A 16,755-nucleotide genomic window follows, 5' to 3' on the forward strand; every position below is an offset into this window, starting at 1 on the left:
GCGGCAGGACAGCCCTCAGCGGTCGCCGGCCCCCTGGGTGAGCACCCGCACCGCGTGCGCGGCGGAGGCCAGGGTGGTGTGCCGGTGCCAGCCGCCGAAGGAGCGGCCGCCGAAGTCGGTGAGCCCCACCTTCCGCGAGACGTGCCTGAAGTCCGCCTCGACGTTCTGCGCCCGCTTCGCGAGCCGCAGCAGCCCGCCGGGAGGCGCCTGTGTCATGTCGGTGACCCAGCACTGCTCGGGCCAGCCGCGCGGATCGCTCCACTCGCCGAACAGCAGCAGCGGCCGGGGCGCCTGCGGCAGCTCCACCCGTACACCGACCACCAGCGTGGTGCGCTGCTGGAGGGTCAGCGGGTCCACCCAGGTCACCGGGCGGCGCAACGTACCCGCCATCAACAGCAGCTGGTGCGCCGCGAGTTCCCGGTTTCCGCTGCTCGGCAGCACCGGGTCCACGCAGCGGACCCGCATCGAGCCGCGGGCCGAGGCCACGAAGTGCGTCCCGGCCGGGCCGAACCGGCGGGCCACCGCGGCCGGATCGACGTCGGGCAGGTCGAACACCACCGGACGGCGGATCTGCCCGACCCAGTCGCGCAGCTCCTCGACGGCTCCGGCGGCGCATTCGAGCGGGCTGGTCGCCAGTTCCGACTCGTGGACGTTGGGGGAGAGGGGGCCGACGCTGTCGCGCCACTTCTGGGTGAGCGCGAGCCGCCAGTTCACCGGGCAGCCGTGCTCCTCGCCGACGGACCAGACCCCGAACGCCACCTGGCTGTTGACCATCTGGCCCCGCTCGGGCACGAAGCGGCGGGCCACTCCGACCGACTCCGTGCCGGCCTTGGAGATGACCACCGGCTGCACGACCCAGGCACGGGGTCGCAGCGCCCGCTCCAGATACCGGGCGAGGGCGGCCCGTACCGGACCCCAGTCCCAGGTGGACGAGACCACGAAGTGGTGCAGGCTCTGCTCGGCCGCCCGGTCGCCGACGTGCGCCGCGATATTGCGTATCGACTTGCGCCCCTCGGCCTTCAGGAGACCGCGCAGGTACACCTCCCCCTTGCGCCGCTGGTCGCTGCGCGGCAGCGAGGCGAACAGCTCGGCGCAGAGTTCGGCCACGACCAGGTCCGGTACGAACCGGCTGCTCAGGGTCTCCAGGCGTTCGAGACTCGGTGCGCTCATGACGGATACATCCCTTCCCCCGACGTTCTCTCCAGCCCCTCAACCCTGCGGTCGGGGGAGGCGGGAGAACCAGGTGGACCCGTCACACACATTCGGCCCGGCATGCACGGCGGGCCATCAGCCCGAAAGAACCAGGCGAACCCGAATCATCATTCGATGCAGCGCACCACAACCCTTTGGCCAGGGCAGCAACGATTCGCAGCCGGGTCGAGCCCCGCTGGAGCCGAGGTGGACCACGCACCCCACCCGCCCCACGCCCGGGGCATACGCCCCCAGGGGTGCCCGCCCCACCTCGCCACGGCCCGGGCATGGTGGCCGGCCCACCATGGGGCAGCTCAGATCACAGCGTGCGCGCGAAGGATGCCCAGGCCAGGTCGGTGATCTCGACGACCGCCCCGTCGGCCCGCTTGCTGTCCCGGACGGCGACGGTCCCGGCCACGTTCGTGGCCACCTCGACGCATTCCCCGCTGGAAGCGCTGTAGCTGGACTTCACGAACTCGAACTGCGTCATGCCTGAAACCCTTTACGAATGTTGTCGATCAGATCGATGGAGTCACGAGGAGCCAGGCTCATCCTGGCCGTGCGGTCGAAGTACCGGCTGTACTCGGCACTCTGCTCACGGCTCTCGACCCAGACCGTAGATCCGATGACATCGACGTGGACGACGTCCATTGCGTCCGCCTCCGCGAACGAGATGACGTTGAACGGCCCGACGATGCACGGATGCCCACCTGCACGGAACGGCAGCACCTGCACGTGAACGTTCGGCATGTCCGCCAGTTGCAGCAAGTGGGCGAGCTGCGCACTCATCACTGCGACGCCGCCGACCTCCTGTCGCAGCGCCCCCTCCCAGATCACCGCGTGGACCTGGAGCGGCACGTCGCTCCACAGCCGGTTCTGGCGCTTCACACGGATGGCGACGACGCGCTCGATGTCGTCCGGGTCCTGCCAGAACTCGTCGCTCACGGCGAGGGCACGGGCGTAGTCGGCGGTCTGGAGCAGGCCGGGGATCAGGGACAGCTGCCAGGTGCGCACTTTGGTCGCGACGTCCTCCATCGCGATGTACTCCGCCATCGAACCGGCATCAGGTGAGTGCTGCCACCAGCCCTTGGCCTTGCGACGCTCGCGATCCAGCTTGGCCAAAGCGAGCAGACCGCCGACGACTGCCTCGTCCGTCTCCCCATAGAGCTTGCACAGAGCCACGACATCCGGGTCCCTGAACGGGACCCAGCCGCGTTCCATCTTGGCGACCTTCGCCGCCGTCGCGCTGAGCACCTGCGCCGCCTGCGGCTGGGTCAGGCCCGCCGCGTCCCGGAGGCGAAGCAGCTCACCACCCAGCCGTCGTGCCAGCACCGTAGAGACCCGGTTGCCCAACGCAGTCTGACTTGTCGCCACTTGAACCACCTCCATGTACCGGAAGCAGTCTTCCCGCGCCACTCGCTCGGCACAACTACTCCCTGGGGATAGATATCTCCGGAAGAGCTTGCGCATAAAGTTCGGCCACCCCTACCGTCGGTGACGAACTGCTCACTGCCCAAGCCCAGTTGGCGGAAGTGCACCGTGCTGCCCGCACGGCGGAGCCACCGCCCATCGGAGGTGCACGTACACATGGACGAGCCGACGCGATGCGACGTGCGGAACTACCCGCCCCGGCAGGACTCGGTGCCCGCGGCCCGGCGGCGAGCCGCTTGGCTCGCGGTGGCGTGGGGGCTGCCCCAGCTGGCTTCGGACGCGGCGCTGCTGACCAGCGAGCTCACCACCAACGCGCTGCTGCACGGCTCGCTGCGGGACCGGTACCTACGGGTGGAGGTACAGCTCTCAGGAGCAGTGCTCCGCATCGCGGTCACCGATCCGAAAGGCGAGCGGCGGCCCGCACCGCGAGCGGCTGCCGACGACGAGCAGTACGGCCGGGGCCTGCAGATCGTGGGCGCCGTCGCTGAGCGGTGGGGGGACGACGAGAGGATCGTCGGCAAGACGGTATGGGCCGAGCTCTGCGTCGGCGGGCGCCGTTAGGGTTGGCCCGTATGGGGACCTGGATCGCGCCGAGCGCCATCGAGAGAGAGCTGTACGAGGCCAAGAGCGCCGGCGAGTGGGGCCGGTACCTCGACGCACTCGCCCGCGCCGAGCTGTTCCTCGCCCAGCCCCGTACCCAGATCGACGCCGATCCCACCCAGGCCCGCTTCTATCCGGTCGGCCACGCCCTCCCCGTCTACACCCGCGGGATGCTGCCCGTCCCCACCGCCGAGACCGTCTTCGTACGCCAGAGCCTGGCCTGGTTCGCCAACGCCTGGGACCACCGCGACCCGCCGTACCTCGCCGTGAACCCCGGCAGCCCCGCCGAGGCCTACCTCACCACCGGCCCGGCCGACCTCGCCCGCTGGCGCGCCCACTGGGACGCCTCGACCACCTGGGGCCTGGCCCCCGGCGCCGTGCACGCCCTGCACACCGGCGGACCCCTGCACGGGCCCGTCGCCCGCGGACTGGCCGTGGGCGCCCATCTGGCCGTGAGCAACGGGGAGTTCTGGAACGCGCTCGCCTACCACGGGAGCGGCTACACCCGCGAGCGCGAACGCCTCCGCAAGTCCTGGGGCATCACCACCCGCGAGGACTGGCTCGACGTCCTGCACCGCATGCTGAACGCCGAGATCGTCAGCCCCGTCTGGGAGTTCGTCCTGCGCATCCGCCGGATCCTCGCCTCCGACTTCGCCGGGCCGGTCGACGTCGAGCACTGGCGGCACGCCGCCGAGGCCAGCCTGCGCCGCAACGCCGAACGGGCCGCCGAACCGCAGCTCACCCCCGACGGCGTCACGGTCGCACAGCCGCGCCCCACCGCGGAGGTCGAGGGCGAGATCGCCGGCGTGCAGCGCCTGATCGGGCGCATCGCCCGGTACGAACAGCGCTTCCGGGCCGACGGACTGCTCCCCGAGGGGGGTTACGTACGCTCCGTCGAGGGCTGGGACATCGGCCGGGCCTCCCAGATGGCCCGCTGGGGCCTCGGCACCCGCTACGGGACGCTGGAGGAGGCGGAGCGCGCCGTGCTCCGCGCGGGCGAGGCGGCCGGCGACACGTACCGCTCCTGGGAGGAGTTCTCCGCCGGCTACTTGCTGGGCCGGTGCCTGCACTTCGACGAGGAGGAGTTCGGCGAGTGGTACGCCGGCTCCCTCGCCACGCACCTGACCCTGACCACGGAGCCGTCGAGCCCCTGGCTCAACATCCCCTGGAAGTAGGGGGCTTCATCAATTCGCCGGGGCGGGCGACGGACTGGTGGAGGGCTCGCCCTCTGCCATGTCCATGAGTTCTGCGAAGGGTTTCTGCTGCATTGAGCTGCGCAGGTGTTCCAGACCGTACCGGTCAATGGCTTTCTTGTTTCGATTGGGATCGCTGCTGTCAAAATTCACTCTCTCATCCGGCGGCCCCACAACCGCATAAATGTATGGCCGCTCCTTCTTTTTCACGTACCACAGAGTTATCCGCTGGCGACCTCGAGTCGCATTGAGGATCTCATTGCTGTTCGAGATTTCGGCCTGATATCGCAGGTACGTTTGATTCCGGCCCTCCGGCCCCCGCGGATCCTGATCCTTGCCTTCCTTTTTGAGGTCGGCCAGGGTCTTCAAGGAGCCCTCATAGTTGCCGACTATGGTCATCCTGTCCTTCCTTACCGCGTACAGCTCGGCCTGGACCTTGACCTTCTCATATTTGAACGCACCCGGCTGCATTATCTCGATTACCTCATCCTCCGAAAATTCTTCCCCCGGGTTCAACTGCCACCCTGGCGGCCTGACGAACTCGCCGTCCTGGATCAATCTGAAGCCCGGCTTAGCCGGTTTCTTCGGGGCGGAGTCCCAGCCGTGGACCCAGTAGATGCTGCCGAGGACGTAGACGGGAATCTGGCCTGAGTTCTTCACGGACAGATGAACCGGCAGGTACATTTTCGACTGATCCTCGTTCAGGCTCGACTTCCCGAAGGAAGCCACACTGTTCACGATCGGAGAGGTCGCATAGGGAACATATATCTGCGTATACGTGACGTTAGGGATGGCGAGAAGACTGGAGATGACCGCTCCGGCCACGATTCTCCTGGGATTGGGAACCAGCTTCCACACCTGCTCGCGGACGAGTATGCACAAAGCCCCCACGGACAGTATTGTGAAAATTACCCAAACCAGCACGTAATTCGTGTACGCCCTGCCGTCGATCAGCTGCATGAGGAGCATGAGCAATCCGACGGCAATGGATACCGAGGCGCCGAGCAGGGCGACCATCCCGGAGTAGGCCACTTTTCGCTTGTGCCAATAGTCGAAAGCTGCCAGCGCTGCACCGATTTCCAGCACTGCCGCGAGGAGGAAGATAATTCCCGTGACACGTCCGGAGTAGGTAAGAGCACCAAAGGTGTCCTTCATGCCAATCACGAAGAGCATGCATGCAGTTGCCAGGAGGCCGACCGCCATGAGAGTGCCGACGATGCGTCGGAACGACGGGCGATCCGGCCAGCCGGTGCAGTCCTCGCCGATCCAATGGATGTCGTACCCGGATACCAGACCAGCGCCGCGTATGAGCCTTCGCAGCTCCCCCATGGAGCGGACCTTGCCCGCAGGACGGTCATTGATGGTGACATGCCGCCAACCAAGGTCATCCGGTCGACTTACGGCTACCACGGGTGTGTTCGCCATGACACCAGTCTGCCGCCGTATGCCGGTGAACGCTCCTGGAGTGCGCCCGCACGCGATCGGAGTAACGTCATGAATATCCCATGGCCCGTCCTCACAGGAGGCCCCCATGCGTAGACGAGTTCTCGGGTTCATCGCCGCCGTCGTACTGGCCGTTCTCGGCGCCATGAGCCCTGCCGCACAGGCTGCTGTATCCGATGTCGACGTGGAAACCTGCACGAAAGGTGGAGGAACATCGGAGTACGAGTCCGCAACCGGCCAGTGGACCTGCATCGACGGCACGCACAACGGCCAACCCATCAAGTGACAGGGTCCCGCCGGCCCCGACTTCGCCCAGTCGGAACGCATTCCTGTACTGACTCCGCCGCCCCCAACTAGCCTCGCCTGCATGACGATTGAGTTGAACGAGACCGTACGTGGCCTGCTGGACTCCCCGCACCCCGCGGTGCTCTCCACCCTCAACCCCGATGGCAGTCCCCAGAGTTCGGTGGTCTGGGTGACCCGGGACGGTGGCGATCTGCTGGTCTCCACCGAGCAGGGCCGCCGCAAGGAGCGGAACATCGCGCGTGACGGGCGCGTCGGGCTGACCGTCTTCGACACCGCCAACCCCTTCCTCTACGTGGAGATCCGCGGCACGGCCACCCTCGCCGAGGACGCGGGCCGCGAGGTCGCCATCCGCATCTCGGAGCAGTACCTGGGGCCGGGCGCCGGCAAGGAGTACGCCGAGGCCCCGTCCGAGAACGTCCGCGTCGTCGTGCGCATCACCCCGACCAAGGTGCTCGGCAACGCCGCGAAGGCCGGCTAGGGCCCGGCTAGGGCAGCAGCGCCCGGACCTCCGACCAGGCGTCCACCGCCTCCGCGAGGGGGTCGCCGTCCGCGAGGTGGGGGCGGGCGAGGGCCATCCAGGGCAGCAGCAGCTTGATGCGGCGCAGGTGCTGGATGCGGGGTCGCGGCAGGTCGCGCCAGTCGCGGGCCTCCGCGGCCGCCTCCGCCGGGGTCAGGTCGATCACGGCCAGCGCGTCCCGGCACAGGGCCGCCGGGTCGCCGCCACGGCCCGGGCCGAACTGCCGGATCAGGTAGCCCCGTACGGCGGCCACGTCGACCGCGCGGTCCAGCTCGTGCGACCCCGCCCACGCCGCCTTGCGGTGGGTCGCGGCCAGCGCCACCCGGCCCCAGCGCAGCCGGGTCTCCTCGGGCAGCCAGTCCCCCTGCATCCGGCCCACGGCCAGGGTCCGCAGCGTCAGCGGATGCGGCTCGTCCTGCAGCGGCGGGTCGGTGGCCAGCCAGGCCTCGATGTCCTCGAGCGCATGCCCGCCGGGCGGGACCGCGGTCAGCACCTGCCCCCGGATGAGCAGCGCGACCAGGGCGCCCGTGAAGTGGACCTTGGCCACGTGCCCCGCATCGAAGAAGGCCACGGAGCGCCCGTACCGCTCGATCCGCCGCAGGCCGAGCCGCAGTTCCCCGACGGCGTAGACCTGTCCGGCGCGCGCGACCCCGCCGAGGCAGCGGACCACGCACACGCCGCCCGTGACGTCGGCCTCCTCGACGGAGTACACCTGCAACTCGGCGATGGCCACCCCGGCCCCCCTTCCCCGGGCGGGAGGCTACCCCCCACCGGCCCCGCCCGCCGCCCACCGCCCCGGGGACGGCTCCCAGGTCAAATCACCCCGTGGAGACCGGCCATGTGGTGAGATGGCTGGCGCGATCACGTGATCACGTGATCACCATTTTCCTGGGGGGAAAACTCATGCGCGCATCCCGCGCCGCGGCCCTGGCCGCCATCGTTCTGGCCGGCAGCGCCCTGCTGCCCATCGGTACCGCCGCTGCGGCGAGCGGTCCGCAGGTGGGGGTCGAGAGCACCTACTTCTCCGTGTCCAACTACCGCCTCGTAGACACCCGCGTCGGCAACGGAGCCCCGTCCGGCAAGGTGGGCCCGGACAGCGTCACCAAGATCAACATATCCCAGGCGCTCCGGCTGGGCAGCGGCGCCGTCCCGACCGCCGTCGTCATGAACGTGACCGTCGTCGATCCGACCGTCGACAGCTTCATCACCGCCTACCCGGACGGCCAGGCCATGCCGGTCGTCTCCAGCCTCAACGTCACCGCGGGCCGGACCGTCACCACCAACCGCGTGACCGTGCAGGTCGGCGCCAACGGGGTGGTCGACCTCTACAACCATGTCGGCAGCGCCCACCTGGTCGTCGACCTCCAGGGCTTCTACACCGCCAAGGGCGCCAACGGCGGCTACCCGGGGGCCACGTTCACGATCGGCACGCCCAAGCGACTGCTCGACACCCGCACCGCCATCGGCGACCGCCAGGGCCGCGTGGGCGCCGGCGAGCAGAAGGCGCTCGCCGCGGACGTCTCGTCGGTCATGGACCCGTCCCAGTCCGACACCGAGCTCGCCCTCCAGGTCACGGCCACCGCGCCGACCGAGGCCAGCCACGTCACCGTCTACCCGGCCGGGCAGCGGGTCTGGAACACCTCCGACCTCAACTTCGGGCGCGGCCAGACCGTCACCAACATCTCGTACATGGACGTGGGCCGCGACGGCCTCGGCCTGTACAACAACGCGGGCGAGGTCGACCTGATCGTCGACTACGTCGGCCGGTTCAAGCGCCACCTGTACGACGGCGAGGTCGGCACCAGCGGCCTGTTCGTCCCCGCCAACCCGACCCGCGTCCTGGACACCCGCATCGGCCAGGGCGCCCCGGCCGGCAAGGCCGGCCCCGGCTCCGGCACCCGCGTCAAGGTGACCGGGCTGAACGGCGTACCCGCGAACGTCGCGGCCGTGGTCATCAACCTGACCTCGACGAACGCCACCGAGGACGGCCACATCACGGCCCACGCCGCCGGCACCCCCGTGCCGAACACGTCCAACCTGAACTACCGGACCGGCACGGACATCGCGTCCATGACGATCGTCCCGGTCAGCGCGGACGGCTACATCGAGCTGTACAACCCGCACGGCCGCACCGACCTGGTCGTCGACGTGCAGGGGTACTACACCTCCTGAGCCTCCAGGACCAGGCGGATCTCCGTGACCTCGTAGCCGGCGCGGTCGAACGCCGCGGCCATGGGCACGTTGACCGTGTCCGTGGTCGCGGTGATCCGCCCGGCTCCCGCGGCCGCGTGGAAGCGGGTGATCTCCGCGAGGACCTCGTCGATCAGGCCCCGGCCGCGCTGCTCCGGTACGACGCCCAGGTAGCCGACGTTGCGGTGGTACGGGGTCGCGGACGGGACGGCCAGGCCGGCGAGGGTGCCGTCCGGCAGCTCGGCGAGGCGCCACCAGGAGCGCTCGCCGGGGCAGTCGAGGTAGAACTCCATGTCCTCGCGGGCCAGTTGCTCCGCGTCCATCGAGCGGAGCTCGTTCTGCGTGGCGAGGTCGAGGCTGCCGGCGGACACCCGGACGAAGGCTTCGTGGAACTCCTCGTCGGTGCCCTCGCGGAACACCAGGCGCCCGGTGGGCTCCGCGGTCCCGGCGGCCGGGGTCCACTCGTAGCGCAGCCGCTCGATCTCCCGGGTCAGACCCGCCCGGTACGCGGCCTCCTGGCGCCAGGCGACGGCCTCGACCAGGTCGGGGCGGGTCCGCCAGTCGCCGGGCAGCGAGACGTTGTAGAGCGGCAGGTTCCCGAAGGCCTCGTGCCCGGCGGCCAGCAGGGCCGCGGCGACGCCCGCCGGGTCGGCGACGGATTCCCGTACCTGGAGGCAGTCGAGCGCGATGGGGCGCTCGCTGTCGGCGCGGCCCCACCACAGCGCGCGGGCCAGGACCTCGCCGTTCTCGTCCTCGGCGTACCAGATCCACTCGGGACGGAACCGGTTCTCGGCGAGCTCCTCGCGGATCTTGTCGGCGGAGAGGGCTTCGACCGGCCCGTCGGACTGGTAAGCGACGGCGCGGTCGATGTCGGTGGGGTCTGCGATGGCAGCGCGGTAGGTCACGGTCACGGCCCGATGATCACACCGGGCGGAGCCCCTGGCCAAGACTTTTCCGGCACGCCGAAGGCCCCCTCGCGGTGCGGTGGCGAGGGGGCCTTCGGATGCGCGCCTGCGAGCAGGTGCCGCTACGACCAGGTGATGAGCCGTCGCGGGTGCTCCAGGACGGCCGCGATGTCCGCCAGGAAGCGGGAGCCGAGCTCACCGTCGATGAGCCGGTGGTCGAACGACAGCGCCAGGGTGGTGACGTGGCGCGGCTTCACCTTGCCCTTGTGGACCCACGGCTGGAGCTTGATCGCGCCGACCGCGAGGATCGCGGACTCGCCGGGGTTCAGGATGGGCGTACCGGTGTCGACGCCGAAGACGCCGACGTTGGTGATGGTGATGGTGCCGTTCTGCATGTCGGCCGGGGAGGTCTTGCCGTCGCGGGCCGTGGTGACCAGCTCGGACAGGGCCGTCGACAGCTCGGGCAGCGTCTTGGCGTGCGCGTCCTTGATGTTCGGGACGATCAGGCCGCGGGGGGTGGCCGCCGCGATGCCCAGGTTGACGTAGTGCTTGAGCACGATCTCCTGGGCCGCCTCGTCCCAGGACGCGTTGACGTCCGGGTTGCGGCGGACGGCCACGAGGACGGCCTTGGCGATCAGGAGCAGCGGGTTGATCCGCAGACCGGCGAGGTCCGGGTCGTCCTTGAGCTCCTGGACCAGCTTCATCGTGCGGGTCACGTCGAAGGTGATGAACTCGGTGACGTGCGGCGCGGTGAACGCGGAGCCGACCATGGCCTGCGCGGTGACCTTGCGGACGCCCTTGACCGGGATCCGGGTCTCGCGGGCGGAGGCCTCACCGGGAACCGAGGCGGGAGCCACGGCCTGGACCTGGGCCTGGGCGGGCACGGCGGCAGCGGCCGGAGCCTGCGCGACCGCGGCCTGCGGGGCGATCGCAGCCGCGGCGGCGGCGTGCACGTCCTCGCGGGTCACGACCCCGCCCTCCCCGGTGGGCACCACGGAGGCCAGGTCGATCCCGAGGTCCTTGGCGAGCTTGCGCACCGGCGGCTTCGCCAGCGGGCGCTCCCCGCCGGCGTGGCCGTTGCCGTTCAGCCCGGCGGCCGCAGCGGCGGTGCCGTTCTGCGCGGCGACGGGCGCGACGGGCGCCGCGGCCGCGACGGACGCGCCGGGCGCCGCCTTGCGCGGACGGCGCTTCGTGGAGGCCTCGGAGACGCCGTAGCCCACCAGGACGGGCTGGCGGGCCGCGGCGGCCGGCGCCTCGGCGGGAGCCTCGGCCGCAGCCGGGGCGGCCACCGCAGCGGCCGGGGCCTCCGCCTCGGCCGGACCGGTCTGCACCGAGATGATCACCTGGCCGACGTCGACCGTGGTGCCCTCCTCGAAGAGCAGCGCGTGCACGACCCCGTCGAACGGGATCGGCAGCTCCACGGCCGCCTTCGCCGTCTCGACCTCGCAGACGACCTGGCCGTCGGTGACCGTGTCACCCGGCTGGACGTACCACTTGAGGATCTCGGCCTCGGTGAGGCCCTCGCCCACATCGGGCATCTTGAATTCGCGGATGGTCACGGCTCTCCTCAGTACGCCAGCGAGCGGTCGACGGCGTCGAGCACCCTGTCCAGGCCCGGCAGGTACTCGTCCTCCAGGCGGGCCGGCGGGTACGGAGCGTGGAAACCGCCCACGCGCAGCACCGGAGCCTCCAGGTGGTAGAAGCACCGCTCCGTGATGCGGGCGGCGATCTCCGCGCCCGTGCCCAGGAACACCGGGGCCTCGTGGACGACCACGAGCCGGCGGGTCTTCTCCACGGAGACCTGCAGCCCGTCGAAGTCGATCGGGGACATCGAGCGCAGGTCCACGACCTCCACCGACTTGCCCTCCTCGGCCGCCGCGGCCGCCGCCTCCAGGCACACCTTCACCATCGGGCCGTAGGCCGCCAGGGTGATGTCGGAGCCCTCGCGCGCCACGCGCGCCTTGTGCAGCTCGCCGGGGATGGCGTCGGTGTCGACCTCGCCCTTGTCCCAGTAGCGCCGCTTCGGCTCGAAGAAGATCACCGGGTCGTCGCTGAGGATCGCCTGCTGGAGCATCCAGTACGCGTCGCTCGCGTTCGACGGGGAGACCACCTTCAGGCCCGGGACGTGCGCGAACAGCGCCTCGGGGGACTCGGAGTGGTGCTCCACCGCGCCGATGCCGCCCGCGTACGGGATGCGGACGACGACGGGCATCTTGACCTTGCCCAGCGCACGCGCGTGCATCTTCGCGAGCTGCGTGACGATCTGGTCGTACGCGGGGAAGACGAACCCGTCGAACTGGATCTCCACCACGGGCCGGTAGCCGCGCAGCGCCAGGCCGATCGCCGTGCCGACGATGCCGGACTCGGCGAGCGGGGTGTCGATGACCCGCTCCTCGCCGAAGTCCTTCTGCAGGCCGTCGGTGATCCGGAAGACACCGCCCAGCTTGCCGACGTCCTCGCCCATGATCAGGACCTTCGGGTCCTGCTCCAGGGCCTTGCGCAGGGACTCGTTGAGCGCCTTCGCGATCGACATCTTCTCGACAGCCATCAGTGACCCTCCTCGGCCGACTCGAAGGAAGCGAGGTAGGCGGCGAACTGGGCGCGCTCCTCGTCGACGAGCGCGTGCCCGTCCGCGTAGACGTTCTCGAAGATCGCCATGGTGTCCGGGTCGGGCATGGCGCGCACGACCTCGCGCACCCGCTTGCCCAGCGTCTCGCTCTCGGCCTCCAGGGCCTCGAAGAAGGCCTCGTCCGCCCCGCCGCTCGCCAGCAGGTAGGTCTTCAGGCGCAGGATCGGGTCCTTCGCCTCCCAGGCCTGCGTCTCCTCGTCCCGCCGGTACTTCGTCGGGTCGTCGGAGGTGGTGTGCGCACCCATGCGGTACGTGAACGCCTCGACCAGGGTCGGGCCCTCGCCGCGGCGCGCCCGCTCCAGCGCCCAGCGGGTGACCGCCAGGCAGGCCAGGACGTCGTTGCCGTCGACGCGGACGCCCGGGAAGCCGAAGCCCTGGGCGCGCTGGTACAGCGGTACGCGCATCTGGCGCTCGGTCGGCTCGGAGATCGCCCACTGGTTGTTCTGGCAGAAGAACACCACGGGGGAGTTGTAGACGGCCGAGAAGGTGAACGCCTCGGCGACGTCGCCCTGGCTGGACGCGCCGTCGCCGAAGTAGGCGATGACCGCGGAGTCCGCGCCGTCCTTGGCCACACCCATCGCGTAACCGGTCGCGTGCAGCGTCTGCGAGCCGATGACGATCGTGTACAGGTGGAAGTTGTTGATCGTGGGGTCCCAGCCACCGTGGTTCACACCGCGGAACATGCCGAGCAGGTTCGTCGGGTCGACACCGCGGCACCAGGCCACACCGTGCTCGCGGTACGTCGGGAACACGTAGTCGTCGTCGCGCAGCGCGCGGCCGGAGCCGATCTGGGCGGCCTCCTGGCCGAGCAGCGAGGCCCACAGACCCAGCTCGCCCTGACGCTGCAGGGCCGTCGCCTCGCCGTCGAAACGGCGGGTCAGGACCATGTCGCGGTAGAGCCCGCGCAGGTCCTCGGTGGTGATGTCCTCGACGAAGGACAGGAACTCCGCAGCATCGGGATTGTCTGCGGCGCTGACCCGTTCCCCTTCGGGCGTCAGCAGCTGTACGAGCTGGGGCTCGGCGTTCTGCGCGGTGGCGGCAGCCTTGGCAGCGGGGGCCTTGGCGGCGCTCGTCGCGCCTGCCGCCCGCTTGGTGCCGCTGCTGCGTCGCGGCTTGCGCGCGGCAGTGCTCTCCACGGTCACGTGTTGCTCCTCCGTCGGTCCGGCTCCCGGGTTCTCCGGGGTCCAGTGCGGCTCACCCGGATCCGTACCAGCGCACGGGGTGGGTGCGCGTCGTGTGCGGATTCGAGCGTGACAGGTGCCCCGGCAAGTGCCCTGCGCAATGCACGTTACCCAGTGCGCCGCATAACTGCGAAACCCCACTTGACCTGCGTTTTTGCTTGGATTTCCAAGTAAATCCGCGGCGCGGGGAACAATCACTGGTCACAGCCTTGCAGGGGGCCGGAACAACGGCACGTTATCCCGGGTAACGACGTCAGGGAAGGGGTGAGTGTGTGAAACTGAGTTCGTGCGCGAAGACGGAAAAATCAAGGTATTCCTCCTGGACGACCACGAAGTGGTACGTCGCGGGGTCCATGAGCTCCTTTCGGTCGAAGAGGACATCGAGATCGTCGGCGAGGCAGGCACCGCCGCGGATGCCCTGGTCCGCATTCCCGCCACCCGGCCCGACGTGGCCGTCCTCGACGTACGCCTGCCGGACGGCAGCGGGGTGGAGGTCTGCCGCGAGGTCCGCTCCCAGGACGAGGACATCAAGTGCCTGATGCTGACCTCGTTCGCCGACGACGAGGCCCTGTTCGACGCGATCATGGCCGGGGCCTCGGGCTACGTGCTCAAGGCGATCCGCGGCAACGAGCTGCTGAGCGCCGTACGGGACGTCGCGGCCGGCAAGTCGCTGCTGGACCCGGTCGCCACCGCGCGCGTGCTGGAGCGGCTGCGCGACGGCAAGAACGGCAAGGGTGACGACCGCCTGGCCAACCTCACCGAGCAGGAGCGGAAGATCCTCGACCTGATCGGCGAGGGCCTGACCAACCGCGTCATCGGCGAGCGCCTGCACCTGGCCGAGAAGACCATCAAGAACTACGTCTCCAGCCTGCTGTCCAAGCTGGGCATGGAGCGCCGCTCCCAGGCCGCCGCGTACGTGGCCCGGCTGCAGGCCGAGAAGCGGGCCTGACCCCGGGGCCGTTCACTCGGGACCAACGTCCCCGATCGTCGGGGCGGCTTCCTCTTTTCCGGCGGAGCATCCGTACCGGACAGTGGACGCATGTCACCGGAGGAACTCCACGCCATCGAACTGCTGCGCCGGGTGCCGTACGGCAGGGTGGCCACCAGCATGCGCGCGCTCCCCTTCCTCGCCCTCGCCCGCCACGTCGTGGTGGACGGCGAGGTCGTTCTGAGAATGCACGCCGGATTCGGCCACCACCAGGCCTGCAACGGCAGCGTGGTGGCCTATGGCGCCGACAACTTCAATTCCCGGGACCCCCGTCTGTGGTCCGTGCAGTTCACCGGAACGGCGCGGATCGTCGAGCCGGCCACCCCGGAACTCGAGTTGTTCGGACCGGTCCCGCATTTCGTGGACGGCGCGGACTTCGACCCCGTCTACATGCGTATCGAGCCCCAGTTCGTCACCGTTCACTCGCTGGCCGGCAACCCGGACCGGGAGTACCAGCACGCCCTCTGAGCTGCACATTCACCGATCAACGCGAACGGGCCCGGCGGAATCGAATTCCGCCGGGCCCGTTCACTCGTCGTGCCTAAGGTTCGTCAACCGGATTCGGCGGGTCCACCGGCGGGCTCACGCTCTTCGACGGCGACGACGACTTCGACGGCGTCTTCGACGGACTGGTCGACGCAGAGGGCGACGAGCTGAACGACGGTGACGTCGACGGGCTGGAGCTCGGCGTGAACTTGCTGCTGCGGCTCGGCTGCGGCGCGGACTCCTCCGACGAGCGCGAGGGCTGCGTCTCGTGCGACGGCGTGCTCTGCTGCGCGGACGGGGGCGTCTGCTGACCGCTCGAGGAACTCTGGACGGCGGGCGGAGTGTTGTCGTCCTTGTTCTTGCCCGCACCGGAGTTGACGGCGTACGCCACGCCGCCCGCGATCGCGACGATCGCCAGCACCGCGAACAGCCACAGCTTCCACCGGCTGCTGCCGCGGTCGTCGTAGCCGTCGTAGCCGTCGCGGCCGCCCGGCCCACCGCCGTGGCCGTGGTTGTCGTACCCGCCCCCGCCGGGGAAGGCCGAGCCGTCGTCCGGGTTCAGCGGCGGCACCATCGGCTGCTGGAACTGCGAGGTCGTGGCGTGCGCCGGGTAATTCTGCTGACCGCCGGGCTGGCCCATCGGCATCGCCGTGGTCTGCGCCGCGCCGCCGCGCCCGTGCGGCAGGGACATGGTGACCGGGCCGGTGTTCCAGGTGCCCGTGTTCGACCCCTGGTCGTGCAGCATCTGCAGCGCGTACTGGACCAGCCCGCGCATCTCCTCGGCGCTCTGGAACCGGTCGTCCGGGTCCTTCGCGAGGGAGCGCATGACGAGGCCGTCGAGCTCCTGCGGGATGTGGTGGCCCTCCGGCAGCTGCGAGGGCGGGACCGGCGCGTCCTGCACGTGCTGGTAGACCACCGACAGCGGGGTCTCGCCGGTGAACGGGGGCCGCAGCGCGAGCAGTTCGTACAGCAGACAGCCGGTCGCGTACAGGTCGGAGCGGTGGTCCACCGCCTTGCCGAGCGCCTGCTCGGGCGACAGGTACTGAGGGGTGCCCATGACCATGCCGGTCTGCGTCATCGTCGACTGGGCGCCGTGCAGGGCGCGGGCGATGCCGAAGTCCATCACCTTCACGGCGCCTGCGTCCGTGATGATGACGTTGGCGGGCTTGATGTCGCGGTGCACGATGCCGTGCTGGTGCGAGTACGCGAGCGCCTCGAGCACGCCCGAGACGATGATCAGCGCCTGCTCGGGGCCCGGGGCCTCGGCGCTGATCAGCAGGTCGCGGATGGTGCGGCCCTCGACCAGCTCCATGACGATGTACGGGACGGTGTTCGGGCCGACCTTGTCCTCGCCGGAGTCGTACACGGCGACGACGGCGTGGTGGTTGAGCCCGGCGACCGACTGCGCCTCACGCGTGAAGCGGGCCTTGGAGACCGGGTCCTCGGCGAGGTCGGGGCGCAGCAGCTTCACGGCGACGGTCCGGCCCAGCCGGACGTCCTCGGCGGCGAACACCTCCGCCATACCGCCACGGCCCAGGCGGTGGGTGAGCCGGTACCTGCCGTCGCCGACCAGGCCGCCGGCGCCCCAATGCTCAGGACCCTCGGCCATCCCGGCGCCGTTTCCCTCGGGTTCGGGTGCCATCAGTCCTCGCCGTCGTCTCTCTCGGCCGCCGCTCAGCGGTAGGTCCTTTTCGG

17 protein-coding genes are annotated in these 16,755 nt (G+C 69.9%); 7 read left to right on the plus strand and 10 right to left on the minus strand.

Translation table 11 applies throughout. The features are described from left to right. Positions 1-15: 15 nt before the first annotated feature. The 3 genes from ACZ5WG_RS09625 to ACZ5WG_RS09635 form a co-directional block, all read right to left on the minus strand. Positions 16-1,170, minus strand: a complete 1,155-nt coding sequence (locus ACZ5WG_RS09625; protein ID WP_468721912.1) for an IS701 family transposase — start codon at positions 1,168-1,170, stop codon at positions 16-18. A 340-nt stretch (positions 1,171-1,510) separates the two neighbouring features. After that, positions 1,511-1,681: a DUF397 domain-containing protein gene (locus ACZ5WG_RS09630; RefSeq protein WP_328620909.1), complete on the minus strand. Its 171-nt coding sequence runs from the start codon at positions 1,679-1,681 to the stop codon at positions 1,511-1,513. Further along, a complete protein-coding gene (locus tag ACZ5WG_RS09635) occupies positions 1,678-2,565 on the minus strand; it encodes a helix-turn-helix domain-containing protein (protein ID WP_468721913.1) in 888 nt (295 codons plus the stop codon). Before ACZ5WG_RS09635 ends, ACZ5WG_RS09630 begins: the two co-directional genes overlap by 4 nt. A gap of 213 nt (positions 2,566-2,778) precedes the next feature. On the opposite strand from ACZ5WG_RS09635, the gene ACZ5WG_RS09640 reads away from it, so the two are divergent. Beyond that, positions 2,779-3,183 carry an ATP-binding protein gene (locus tag ACZ5WG_RS09640; RefSeq protein ID WP_468721915.1) on the plus strand — a complete coding sequence of 135 codons (405 nt, stop codon included), beginning with the start codon at positions 2,779-2,781 and terminating at the stop codon, positions 3,181-3,183. 11 nt (positions 3,184-3,194) lie between these two features. Further along, positions 3,195-4,397, plus strand: a complete 1,203-nt coding sequence (locus ACZ5WG_RS09645; RefSeq protein ID WP_468721917.1) for a DUF1266 domain-containing protein — start codon at positions 3,195-3,197, stop codon at positions 4,395-4,397. A gap of 9 nt (positions 4,398-4,406) precedes the next feature. Here the strand turns inward: ACZ5WG_RS09645 and ACZ5WG_RS09650 are convergent, their stop codons facing one another. Next, positions 4,407-5,840, minus strand: a complete 1,434-nt coding sequence (locus tag ACZ5WG_RS09650; RefSeq protein ID WP_468721918.1) for a hypothetical protein — start codon at positions 5,838-5,840, stop codon at positions 4,407-4,409. Positions 5,841-5,946: 106 nt separating this feature from the next. Here ACZ5WG_RS09650 and ACZ5WG_RS09655 point away from each other — a divergent pair, with 106 nt between their 5' ends. Beyond that, on the plus strand, positions 5,947-6,144 hold the full coding sequence (locus tag ACZ5WG_RS09655) for a hypothetical protein (protein ID WP_468721919.1): 198 nt from the start codon (positions 5,947-5,949) through the stop codon (positions 6,142-6,144). 81 nt (positions 6,145-6,225) lie between these two features. Continuing rightward, positions 6,226-6,642 carry a PPOX class F420-dependent oxidoreductase gene (locus ACZ5WG_RS09660; protein WP_389411553.1) on the plus strand — a complete coding sequence of 139 codons (417 nt, stop codon included), beginning with the start codon at positions 6,226-6,228 and terminating at the stop codon, positions 6,640-6,642. Between the two features lie 7 nt (positions 6,643-6,649). On the opposite strand, the gene ACZ5WG_RS09665 is transcribed toward ACZ5WG_RS09660, so the two are convergent. Further along, positions 6,650-7,414, minus strand: a complete 765-nt coding sequence (locus tag ACZ5WG_RS09665) for a hypothetical protein (RefSeq protein WP_468721920.1) — start codon at positions 7,412-7,414, stop codon at positions 6,650-6,652. 170 nt (positions 7,415-7,584) lie between these two features. Here ACZ5WG_RS09665 and ACZ5WG_RS09670 point away from each other — a divergent pair, with 170 nt between their 5' ends. Next, positions 7,585-8,853: a hypothetical protein gene (locus ACZ5WG_RS09670; protein ID WP_468721921.1), complete on the plus strand. Its 1,269-nt coding sequence runs from the start codon at positions 7,585-7,587 to the stop codon at positions 8,851-8,853. Here ACZ5WG_RS09670 and ACZ5WG_RS09675 read toward each other — a convergent pair. The 4 genes from ACZ5WG_RS09675 to pdhA form a co-directional block, all read right to left on the minus strand. Continuing rightward, positions 8,841-9,776 (minus strand): GNAT family N-acetyltransferase, encoded by a 936-nt coding sequence (locus ACZ5WG_RS09675; protein ID WP_468722279.1) that lies wholly within the window; start codon positions 9,774-9,776, stop codon positions 8,841-8,843. The genes ACZ5WG_RS09670 and ACZ5WG_RS09675 overlap by 13 nt on opposite strands. 122 nt (positions 9,777-9,898) lie before the next feature. After that, complete coding sequence (locus ACZ5WG_RS09680; protein WP_468722281.1) at positions 9,899-11,314, minus strand: dihydrolipoamide acetyltransferase family protein; 1,416 nt, start codon at positions 11,312-11,314, stop codon at positions 9,899-9,901. Between the two features lie 29 nt (positions 11,315-11,343). Next, the gene (locus ACZ5WG_RS09685; protein ID WP_030857582.1) at positions 11,344-12,324 is read right to left on the minus strand and encodes an alpha-ketoacid dehydrogenase subunit beta; all 981 of its coding nucleotides are present in this window, start codon (positions 12,322-12,324) and stop codon (positions 11,344-11,346) included. Then, positions 12,324-13,547, minus strand: a complete 1,224-nt coding sequence (gene pdhA, locus ACZ5WG_RS09690; RefSeq protein ID WP_468721922.1) for a pyruvate dehydrogenase (acetyl-transferring) E1 component subunit alpha — start codon at positions 13,545-13,547, stop codon at positions 12,324-12,326. The genes ACZ5WG_RS09685 and pdhA overlap by 1 nt, the downstream gene beginning before the upstream one ends. Positions 13,548-13,872: 325 nt before the next feature. On the opposite strand from pdhA, the gene ACZ5WG_RS09695 reads away from it, so the two are divergent. Both ACZ5WG_RS09695 and ACZ5WG_RS09700 read left to right on the plus strand, forming a co-directional pair. Next, positions 13,873-14,535, plus strand: a complete 663-nt coding sequence (locus tag ACZ5WG_RS09695; protein ID WP_390081836.1) for a response regulator — start codon at positions 13,873-13,875, stop codon at positions 14,533-14,535. A 90-nt stretch (positions 14,536-14,625) separates the two neighbouring features. Then, positions 14,626-15,042 (plus strand): pyridoxamine 5'-phosphate oxidase family protein, encoded by a 417-nt coding sequence (locus ACZ5WG_RS09700; protein ID WP_468721924.1) that lies wholly within the window; start codon positions 14,626-14,628, stop codon positions 15,040-15,042. A gap of 73 nt (positions 15,043-15,115) precedes the next feature. On the opposite strand, the gene ACZ5WG_RS09705 is transcribed toward ACZ5WG_RS09700, so the two are convergent. Beyond that, entirely contained in the window at positions 15,116-16,702 is a 1,587-nt protein-coding gene (locus ACZ5WG_RS09705) for a protein kinase domain-containing protein (protein ID WP_468721925.1), read from the minus strand. Positions 16,703-16,755 lie beyond the last annotated feature (53 nt).

The sequence above is a fragment of the Streptomyces sp. NPDC032745 genome (genome assembly GCF_055579465.1).

What these genes read in the sequence shown, in the direction of transcription:
- ACZ5WG_RS09625 (WP_468721912.1), bottom strand. Translation starts at nt 1,170, where the DNA reads ATGAGCGCACCGAGTCTCGAACGCCTGGAGACCCTGAGCAGCCGGTTC.
- ACZ5WG_RS09630 (WP_328620909.1), bottom strand. Translation starts at nt 1,681, where the DNA reads ATGACGCAGTTCGAGTTCGTGAAGTCCAGCTACAGCGCTTCCAGCGGG.
- ACZ5WG_RS09640 (WP_468721915.1), top strand. Translation starts at nt 2,779, where the DNA reads ATGGACGAGCCGACGCGATGCGACGTGCGGAACTACCCGCCCCGGCAG.
- ACZ5WG_RS09645 (WP_468721917.1), top strand. Translation starts at nt 3,195, where the DNA reads ATGGGGACCTGGATCGCGCCGAGCGCCATCGAGAGAGAGCTGTACGAG.
- ACZ5WG_RS09650 (WP_468721918.1), bottom strand. Translation starts at nt 5,840, where the DNA reads ATGGCGAACACACCCGTGGTAGCCGTAAGTCGACCGGATGACCTTGGT.
- ACZ5WG_RS09655 (WP_468721919.1), top strand. Translation starts at nt 5,947, where the DNA reads ATGCGTAGACGAGTTCTCGGGTTCATCGCCGCCGTCGTACTGGCCGTT.
- ACZ5WG_RS09660 (WP_389411553.1), top strand. Translation starts at nt 6,226, where the DNA reads ATGACGATTGAGTTGAACGAGACCGTACGTGGCCTGCTGGACTCCCCG.
- ACZ5WG_RS09670 (WP_468721921.1), top strand. Translation starts at nt 7,585, where the DNA reads ATGCGCGCATCCCGCGCCGCGGCCCTGGCCGCCATCGTTCTGGCCGGC.
- ACZ5WG_RS09680 (WP_468722281.1), bottom strand. Translation starts at nt 11,314, where the DNA reads ATGCCCGATGTGGGCGAGGGCCTCACCGAGGCCGAGATCCTCAAGTGG.
- ACZ5WG_RS09685 (WP_030857582.1), bottom strand. Translation starts at nt 12,324, where the DNA reads ATGGCTGTCGAGAAGATGTCGATCGCGAAGGCGCTCAACGAGTCCCTG.
- ACZ5WG_RS09700 (WP_468721924.1), top strand. Translation starts at nt 14,626, where the DNA reads ATGTCACCGGAGGAACTCCACGCCATCGAACTGCTGCGCCGGGTGCCG.
- ACZ5WG_RS09705 (WP_468721925.1), bottom strand. Translation starts at nt 16,702, where the DNA reads ATGGCACCCGAACCCGAGGGAAACGGCGCCGGGATGGCCGAGGGTCCT.